Annotated in this window: 9 protein-coding genes; 3 read left to right on the top strand and 6 right to left on the bottom strand. The window is 36.2% G+C overall.

Annotated elements, in window-relative coordinates; translation table 11 throughout:
* The coding region (locus J7K93_08580) for an ATP-binding protein (protein ID MCD6117057.1) at positions 1–473 on the bottom strand (473 nt) is incomplete at its 3' end.
* Complete coding sequence (locus J7K93_08575; protein ID MCD6117056.1) at positions 470–3670, bottom strand: helicase; 3201 nt, start codon at positions 3668–3670, stop codon at positions 470–472. The genes J7K93_08575 and J7K93_08580, both read right to left, overlap by 4 nt.
* Before the next feature lie 252 nt (positions 3671–3922).
* Between J7K93_08575 and J7K93_08570 the strand changes: the two genes are divergently transcribed.
* Genes J7K93_08570 through J7K93_08560 form a run of 3 tightly spaced genes read left to right on the top strand, consistent with a single transcriptional unit; the run spans position 3923 to position 7031 of the window.
* Positions 3923–4885: an OmpA family protein gene (locus J7K93_08570; protein ID MCD6117055.1), complete on the top strand. Its 963-nt coding sequence runs from the start codon at positions 3923–3925 to the stop codon at positions 4883–4885.
* 12 nt (positions 4886–4897) lie between these two features.
* Positions 4898–5992 carry an HD domain-containing protein gene (locus tag J7K93_08565; GenBank protein MCD6117054.1) on the top strand — a complete coding sequence of 365 codons (1095 nt, stop codon included), beginning with the start codon at positions 4898–4900 and terminating at the stop codon, positions 5990–5992.
* A 19-nt stretch (positions 5993–6011) separates the two neighbouring features.
* Complete coding sequence (locus J7K93_08560; GenBank protein ID MCD6117053.1) at positions 6012–7031, top strand: NTP transferase domain-containing protein; 1020 nt, start codon at positions 6012–6014, stop codon at positions 7029–7031.
* Between the two features lie 31 nt (positions 7032–7062).
* Here J7K93_08560 and J7K93_08555 read toward each other — a convergent pair whose 3' ends face one another.
* The 4 genes from J7K93_08555 to J7K93_08540 all read right to left on the bottom strand — a co-directional run.
* A complete protein-coding gene (locus J7K93_08555; protein ID MCD6117052.1) occupies positions 7063–7515 on the bottom strand; it encodes a PTS sugar transporter subunit IIA in 453 nt (150 codons plus the stop codon).
* Between the two features lie 35 nt (positions 7516–7550).
* Complete coding sequence (locus J7K93_08550) at positions 7551–8042, bottom strand: universal stress protein (protein ID MCD6117051.1); 492 nt, start codon at positions 8040–8042, stop codon at positions 7551–7553.
* Positions 8029–8676 (bottom strand): V-type ATP synthase subunit D, encoded by a 648-nt coding sequence (locus J7K93_08545; protein ID MCD6117050.1) that lies wholly within the window; start codon positions 8674–8676, stop codon positions 8029–8031. Before J7K93_08545 ends, J7K93_08550 begins: the two co-directional genes overlap by 14 nt.
* A gap of 9 nt (positions 8677–8685) precedes the next feature.
* Positions 8686–9660, bottom strand: a 975-nt coding sequence (locus tag J7K93_08540; protein MCD6117049.1) for a response regulator, incomplete at its 5' end; no start/stop codon positions are given.

Here is a 9660-nt window from a genome sequence, read left to right as displayed (position 1 = left end):
TCATTAAAAGAAATTTCCGGGAAAACGGTTTGTTCGCTGTAATAGTTTTGTTTTCGATTAACTATTTTTGCTATTTCAACCGGATGTACTACTTTGTAATCTCCGTCCTGGTTTCTGACAAAAATTTTATTCCCGGTTTTATGAACCTGAGAACTCTCCGGTACTTTTATGGATAGAACAACTTTATCACCAATTTTAAATTCTTTAACCAAAAGCATTATGCCCGGGGATAATTTCTGCGGATTATTGGCAAGATTAGCAATATCTTTTTTCAATTTACTTAACACCCTGTTGTCAATTCCTGTAATATCTCCCGCATCGTCAATACCAAGCAAGATCAGTCCGCCTTTTGTATTAAGAAAAGCACAGATCGTTTCAAATAAATTTGCAGGGAGTTTATTCCGGCTTTTTTTAAATTCAACGCGTAAATTTTCTCCGCCATTAATAAGTTTCCGTAATTCGCTTTCCGTCATTTCACAAAACACTCCGATAAAATAACTTCATTAGGTGATTCCATCAGCCGCTCATAGGTGACATAATTTGTTCTGAAAAATTCATTCGGTAAATTACGCTTTACTGCGCCAAGTATTTTTAAGGGCTCTGTATAATTTTTTATTTCATTAAAAATTCTCTTTGTTACTGATTTTGTTATAACACCCTCTTCGAGAAGTTTTATAACATCTTTAAGGTATGATTCGTCAATTTCCGTAAATCCTTTGTATGTGCGCATTTCTTTGGATTTCAAAATTCTTAATATACGCACTGAATTATCACGGCCTTTTCGGGACATTGTTTCCTGTATCTCTTCTTCTGTAAGATTGTTAATTAATTCCATCTTATTTTTATTTAAAAGTTCGTGATAGTCTGCAGATATTCTTCTTTTTTCTGTTTCTGTTGTGGCCTCAAATAATTTTGCTGCAGTTAAAAAATCCAATTCTTCAGCTCCATCCTCTGAAGACAGATAGAATTTCTTAAGTTTCCCTTTTCTGAAAAAAGTCAGCAGAGACTCTTTGCTTAGATTTACATGTTCTTCGATTTCGCGGGAAGAACGCGCTTTTTTGGGTAATTTTTTTATTTTATTGAATAATTTTTCATCATTATTTCGAATATCCTTGATTACAGCAAGATACTTTAATTCACTCTCGTCCTCATCTTCTTCTCCTGTAATAAACTCTTTTGATGTAAGTTTATTAAAAAGCTCAAATGATTTTATCTCTTCACCCTCTGTTAAAAGCTTTGAATCATTTCCCAGCATCTCAATAAAATAATTAATTTTGGCAATAGCAGCTTCCTTTAGCTTAATAACATCATTTGACTGCTCCGTAGGGAAAAAATTATAGGTATAGATTTTATTAAACTGCGTATCAACTCTGTTAATTCTTCCAACACGCTGTATCATCCTGGTTGGATTCCATGGAATATCATAGTTTATTACAACATTTGACCTGTGCAGATTAATGCCCTCTGACAGCACCTCTGTTGTAACCAGCAGCCTGTAATCATCTTTTTTATTTCTTGCCTTTGCATCAAAATTTTTAATAACAGTATTAAGAGCAGATTGATTTGAACCTCCGTGGAAAAGAAGTACTTTATTCTTCAGAAGACTGTTTAATTTTTCATGTAAATATTCAGCAGTTTCTTTGGATTCAGTAAAAATAATCAGCTTATTTCTAACTAATATTTCAGATTCATTTAATTCTTTGATAAATTTTTCCAATTTCGGGTCATAATCAATTTCATCCCACCATGATTTTATTTCAATTAAAGTATCCAAGTCTTTTTGGAGATCTCTTTCCAAATCATCAGTAAATGCATCAGCAGGATATTCTTCAGCTTTGTCCTGTTCAAGTAATCTTTGTATGGAATCAAAATCATTATCTAAAAAATAATCAACTATCCTGCTCCAGTATTTTTTACTGAAATACACCTTACCATTTTCATAAACTTCAATAAAATTTTTATAAGATTCAATAAACCTGTCAAGAGTCTTTTTAAATGCATAAAAACTGCTTTCAAGTCTTTTTATCAGCAGAGTCTTCATAAAACTGCCCATGTTACGCTGGGATGTTTTATCAAACTCAGTCAACGCCTCTTTTAAATAAAGCAAAGGCATGTAACGTGCATACGTAAATGTCTTTTTATCTGTAATCAGCCCTATTGTATTAAGAAAAAGTCTGTCGAGCTTTTCATCCAATTCATAAAAAACAGGAGCAGGTGCAGCTATTTCCGGAAACTTAAAACCCTGAATTTCAAGATCAGCGCTAAAATAAGTTTCTATCTCTTTCCGGGTTCTTCTTACCATAACATGTTTTAAAACACGCTCTCTAATCTGCTGTGAATTTTCTTTTACTACGGAAATAAATTCATCATGATCTTTTTTCCGATCTAACTTTTTGAGCCGTTTTTGCAATGAATTAAAAAAATAATCAAGATTTTTAATTCCTGGGATAGTACTATTTTTACCCTTTTGAAACAATTTAATCTGTGCCAAGATATCCAAAGGTGTGTTGTTAAGTGGAGTAGCACTAACTAAAATCACCTTTTTGCCTGCACAAATTCTCGATAAGTTTTCGTAACTGATATTTGATTCATTCCTGAATTTATGAGCTTCATCAATAAATACGTTATCATATCTGTCTGTGCCTCGTTCGATTATTTTTTCCAGTTTGCCAACAGAAACAGGCTCAATCGCAATATTAAAACCATGAAATACATTAGGCCATGAATTTGGATTGTCCCTGTCCAGTAATGCAGGAGATGCAATTACCAGATGCCTTCCCGGAAGCTGTGCAGCAAGAAGAGCGGAAATATATGTTTTCCCCAATCCTACTACATCGGCAAGAAAAACACCTCCAAACTCTTCAAGAATTCTTTTTGCATTTATAACTGCCTGCTCCTGATATTTTAGCTGCATAAAATCTTTTGGAAAATTTTTATAAAACATCTCCTTGTTGACGCTCAGGTCATCTTTAAAATACTCGTAAAGAAACTTCAGATAAATCTGATACGGTGTAATAGAATTATCGAGATAGGTTTTTGTATTGATTGTGTCAACATAATAATCTGAGATATCAACAGCCTCTTTCCAGAGCATTTCAAATTTTTCAAGGGCATATTTTACATCAGCACTGTTTTTTAACTGAACATTAAATTCCCGGTTAGCAACAAGACCTGATTCGGAAAAATTACTTGACCCTGTGATTACACTGCCAAAATCTCTGTCACTCTCATGATACCGACTGATATACACTTTAGCATGGATGTTTCTGCTGGGATGCGCTTTTATTTCAATTTTTCCGGATTTAATAAACTCAACAAATTTTAATATTCCATCTTCAACTTCTTTGGAATCTGCTGAATTCTCAATTTCCGATATAAGTACCTCACCAAAATATTCTTTCACTTTTGCATGCGACTCAAAATCGGAATTGCCAGCGGTCTCAATAATCTGAAAAGTTTTCTTGTCCAGATTCAACCCTACAAGAATCCTGATCTTTTCAATATTTTCAAACGATTTATAGAGCCTGAAAAAACCGCTTGAACGGAAGTAGCCAACAAGAATATCAAAATATTTTACATCTTTTAGTATTGCAATAAATCTGTCTAATAATGTAGAGTCAGGTTCATTTGTAAAAAAAGTAAGATCCGTTTTTTCATTTTGATCATACATTACTTAATCCTTTTAAATCATTAATTTAACATTTATCTTTAGTTTTTAAATAATTTTTTGAGCTTTTTAACAATAAGAACAATTCTGAAGGCCAGTTTTTTAAATCTATAATAATATTATACTAATTAAATATACAAAAGTCAAGATTAATAAATTTCCCTGAAATCAGAATAAATCGCTCTTTACTTTGTACACATTTATTTATATATTTGTCCTTAGAATAATTTCCAAAACAGAACGGAAAATTTTAAAATGTACAGGCTGTTTCTATTGCTTACAATTACCTTGTTACCGACGTTTAAGAATTTTATTCTTAAACAGGACAGCTTAAAAGCAGGCATAGAACAAACTTTAAAAAACAATACACTTGTTATTCCATATAAACAAAATAATGTTGTACTTCTTGCAGGCAGGTACTCTTTTGCAGATTCCGTTATTATGTATGATCCGGGAGCAAGAGGAAAAGGAACCGGTGATGAACCTGATGCCCGCTTCCGGCATTCTGAGAATGCCATTGGTGTACCTTGTAATCAAAATGACTCCGGATTTGTATCCCTTGGAAGAGGGGGTACAATAATTCTAAAATTTCTTGACAACAGCCTGATTGACGAATCAGGGCCGGACCTGTGCATATTTCTCAGAGCACGTAACAAAGAATCTGCTCAGGTATGGATTAGCCGAAAAGGCAACTTTTTTAAGTACATCGGGACTGTGGATAAAAACAATCCCTTTTTAGATATTAAAGGCCGCTCCGCAGGAGAGCTTTATCAGTACGTAAAAATAAAAGACGTTTACCAAAACAGCGCTCCGGATACTCCGGATCTGGGTATTGACATTGATGCTGTTGCAGCTCTGCATTGTGTAATCAGAAAAACAATTGCAGGAGATATGCTGTTTTCTCCCGGCAGTTCTGCTTTAAGAGATTCAACATTCATCCTATTAGATTCGGCAGCTGACTTAATCAAATCTTTTGATTCAACATTTGTTATAATCAGGGCATATTCCGACGGAAGGGGATCGTCTGGTTTTAAGCTTCTCATGACTCAGGAACAGGCAGAAACTGTAAGGGATTATTTTACAGACCATTTAAAAATTACTGACACAGTATTCAGCGTCATGGGTATGGGAAAACAAAATCCTGTAGCCTCTAATGATACCGGTGCCGGAAGAATGAAAAACAGGCGTATCGAAATACTCATATATCCTGAAAAATAATCAGGGGGAATAATGAAAAATCCTTTATCTGACCAACTATACCACTCAAGAATCCGTAATAGAGAACCGGATTTAAGAGGTGATTATTTCAGGGACCAGACAGCAATTATACATTCAACCCCATTCAGAAGATTGAAGCATAAAACACAGGTCTTTTTCTCCCCGCAAAATGATCACATATGCACTCGCATTGAACATGTTTTACACGTTTCAACAATTGCCACAACCATTTGTAAAGGACTTGGCCTTGATGTGGAACTTGCACAGGCTATAGCTTTAGGCCACGACCTCGGGCATGCACCGTTCGGGCACATTGGTGAAAAAATTCTGAATGACCTTAATAAGGAAGCAGGAGGATTTATTCACGAAATACACAGCCTGAGAGTTGTAGATAAAATAACAAATAAAGGACAAGGCCTTAATCTTACATATGCAGTAAGAGACGGCATTATATCCCACTGCGGAGAAAAATTTGACCGGAAATTATCACCTGTTACAGAAAAAAAAGATCTCTCATCCATCACTGAACGGCAGGAAGCACCAATTACATTTGAGGGATGTGCTGTAAGAGTCTCGGACAAAATAGCCTATCTCGGCAGAGATATTGAAGATGCGGTAGCAGCAGAATTAATAAAGGGAAAAGACATCCCGTCAGATATTCGAAAAAATCTGGGCACTACAAACGGAGAAATAATTGACACCCTTGTAAAAGATGTCGTAAAAACATCTGAAAACAGTACAGCAATTCAGTTTTCGGAAGATAAATTTGAATTGATTTGGAAACTTAAGGAATTTAACTACGCAAAAATTTACAATCATCCTCTGCTTTTAAAAAGCGATGAAGCCATATCCAATATTATAACCAAACTTTTTAATCACCTTGTCGATAAATTTCAAAAATTTGGTTTTGATTTTGACGCTTATTCCGGATCAATCCATACTGTAGACCGCCACTTCGGTAAATTTATTTCTGCACGTGAGAAGCTGTACAAAAATGAAAATAACAACACCCGCTCTGTTACTGATTTTGTTGCAGGCATGACTGATTCATATGCACTTGAATCTGCAAGGGAAATAATTTTCCCCAAACCTGTAGGAATGCTGTAAAATAACAAAAGGAACTGCCATGACGAACCAGCAAAGAAAAACTATTGCAGTAATATTAGCAGCCGGCAAAGGCACCCGTATGAAAACTACACTTCCGAAAGTTCTTCATCCGCTTCTCGGTAAACCCCTTGTTCTTTATGTTACAAAAGCAGTTAAAAATGCAGGTATTGATGATATTATTCTTGTTGTCGGGTACAAATCTGAAATGGTTATTAATGAACTTGGAACAGATTACAGATATGTTTTACAAAAACAGCAGCTCGGCACCGGACACGCACTTATGATTGCATCGGAAGAGCTGAAAGAATTCCATGGCGATCTGCTTGTCCTTGTAGGAGATGCACCATTTCTTACTCCCGACATTATTAAAAAGCTCGTGCTGCGTCATAGAGAGACCGGAGCTTCAGCAACTATGATGACAGCTATTATGGATCCCCCGCCTGCTTACGGAAGAATAGTCAGAGACAAAGACGGCAAGGTTATACGTATTGTAGAAGAGAGAGACGCTACGCCTGAAGAAAAGAAAATTACCGAAGTCAATACGTCCCACTACTGTTTCCGTTCGGAAGATGTTTTGCCCCTTTTAAACAGCCTTGGCACAAACAATGATCAGGGAGAATATTACCTGACTGATATTATCGAATTTCTTACAGGCAAGGGAGCGCTTGTGGAAACTCTTCCCGAAACCGATCCCGATGTACTAAAGGGAATTAACTCTCAGGAAGATCTGACATCCGCTGTAAAAAGAATAAAAACAGATATCATTAAAGTCCATATGAATAACGGAGTAATATTCCCTGATCCTGATTCAGTGTACATTGAAGAGAGTGTATCTATAAAAGAAGGTACAATCATCCATCCCTTTACGTACATTTCCGGTTCAACAACCATAGGTTCATTTTGTGAAATAGGACCTTTTGCAACTATAAAAAATGCGGCTGTTGGGAACCAATGCCGCATTCTGCATTCAATAATTTATGGAATAGAACTAAAAGACAGCTCAAAGCCAGAACCTTTTTCTCATCTTTCCAAAGATTAGTTGCTGAGGCATCTTCCAGCCCCCTGCATTGCTACTCTTCAGAAATTAAAATTTCAAGAATCTGGGCAGGAGATTCCGCTTTTATAATCTTATTACGGAAATCCGCACTGCTTGTAATTCTCGCAATCTGGGCAAGCAGTTTTACATTTGCTGCAGCTGCATTCTCAGGCGCAAGCAAAAAGAAAAATATATATGACTGATTACCATCAACAGCATCAAAGTCAACTCCCTCTTTTGCAATTCCCATTGCCATCACAATTTCAGAGACAGCATTTGTTTTTGCATGGGGGATTGCTATGCCGTGCTCAAGCCCGGTGCTCATCATTTCTTCACGGGCAATTACAGCCTTCAAGGCCTCATTCCGGTCTTTTATTTTCCCTGTTTTTTCTGCAATATCTATCAATTCTTCCAGGATATCTTGTTTTAGCGAACTTTTAAACCCGACAACTATAGTGTCTTCCCGCAGCATTTCCGAAAGACGCATATTAAAATCCTCCTCAAAAATTTACAATTTTTCATTTAGATAGCGTTGTACATTTCTTCTACCCTATCCGGATCTTTAACTATTAGAACTGAACATTCCGCTTTCCTGAGAATCAGTTCACTCTCATCATGGAAAGAATCGCTTCTCGATAAAATCTGCTCAAGCTCACCGAGAACAATCAGATCTATATCAAGCATTGAAATAGCATCTATAATAATTTTATTAACAACACCTTTTTCCAGTTTTGTTTTTATTTCCAGACCCTTTTCTCTTGCCAGCTCAGAAATATAATGCAGATACCTGTTGCCATCCTGCATTAAATCATGTTCATAGTCCATCTGTTCGGCTTTGATGAATATATTAGCCTTCAGCAGATCCTTTAAAATACTCTCATTAACAACATACATAGCAATAAGTTCTGCATCAAAATGTTTAGCCAGTACAACGGCATACTGGGCAGCTGTGATACATTCTTCAGAACCGTCAACATAGAGGAGTATTCGTTTTACGGGTTTAATTGATCCCATGTCTGGCACCTCGTTTTTTCTCAAGACGTTCTTTTATAAGTTTTAAGATCGCAAAAGTTTCTCTCTCGCTTTCTTCAAGAGTATCCTCAATATATGCTATGGATTCCTCATAATCCGGAATGGCAATCTTTTCAAGAGCATTTACCCTTCTTATTGTTTTTTTAACCTCCATCGCAAGCCTCATTAAAGACATACGCATTCCGGCTAAAACTCCAATGTCCTGCAAAGCTGTTTTGAATTTAATAATTGTTTCATCAACCCATGCAGATGTTTCTCCGATACTGAAATAGGGCTTCTTGTCATCTATTTTCAGCCCTACCTGCGGCAGGTTAACACCCATAACCCTTCTCATATCTATCTCAACTTCCGTATCAATTGTTACTCCGAAAGAAAGGTCGGAAATAGAGTTCTTTCCCATTGTGAGAAGAGCCTTATCCAAAGCAGTATAGCAGTCTGCAAGTTCTTTCTCAACCTTATCCTGAATATCCGCAGTCTTGTCAACAAGGCCGAGAAGCTCAACTATTAATATCTGCCTTTTCTGTTCAAGAAGGTCATATCCTTCCCTGGCAAAGGAGAGGTTGCGCCTCAGCTTTATCAGGTTAGTCTTTGTGGGAATTACATTATATCTTGCCATAATTCTCTATTAACATCCTGGTTTGTCGCAGCATATACTTTTAATCTTTTCAACAATTACTGTTATTTCAACCGGCTTTTTCAGGAATGCTTTAATTCCAAGCTGAGTAACCAGATCTATATCCTTTCTTTTATTGATAACAGATAAAATGATCATCGGTATATTTTTTGTAAAAGGCAATCTTTTAAGTATTCTCGCTGCATTCATACCGTCTTTTGTTCTGATTGCAGGTTCAAGAACAATACAGGAAAGTGTATGGTCCTTTGCATACCTGACGCCTTCACTTCCGGTTGTTGCAATTACAGGCATAAATCCGTTTTTTGTAAGTGCATGCTCCAAAGGAAATGTGATGTTCTTATCATCATCAATAATAAGAACAACCGGCAGGTCGCTTGTGCTCTTATCAACAGTACCCATAATACTTCCGATATACCTGACACAATCTTCGCAAAAATCAGTGCGCGGATATATATGTTTAAACCCTGCATATTGAGCATAAACAACACTATCCTCAGACATATCCTCTGACAGCAGGATAAATACAGGAAGAGGTTTTTCTTTTTCTTCGCTTATTTTCTGCATTCTTCTTGAAAAATCCCACAGATCAATATCTTTCAGCTTACTGTCAACAAGCATTAGCTTCCATTGAAATTTAAAAAGTTCTGCTTCACACTCTTCAATGCTTTGAAGTCTGGATAAAGAAATATTATTTTTTTTAAATGTACTTGATACTTTTTTAAAATACTCATCATCATCGCAAAGAAAGAGCAGAGGCATTGTCTGTCTTGCTTCCTGAGATTCTTTTTTTGCCCCCATTCCATTGATGTTTTTTGCCTGTTTATCTTTTCCATGCTCGTGCCATAATCTCTCAAGATAATCATAGATCATGGTTTGTTCCCGATCCCCAAGTTTGCCGAAATGAAATTCAATTTTTTTCTCACCGCTGCTTGAATATCTTCCCTGTATTGAAATTTCATCATCGCC

The organism is bacterium (assembly GCA_021158245.1).
GTDB lineage: Bacteria > Zhuqueibacterota > QNDG01 > QNDG01 > QNDG01 > QNDG01.
Note: the sequence above shows the minus strand (reverse complement) of the source record. Positions and strands in the feature narration are given on the sequence as shown.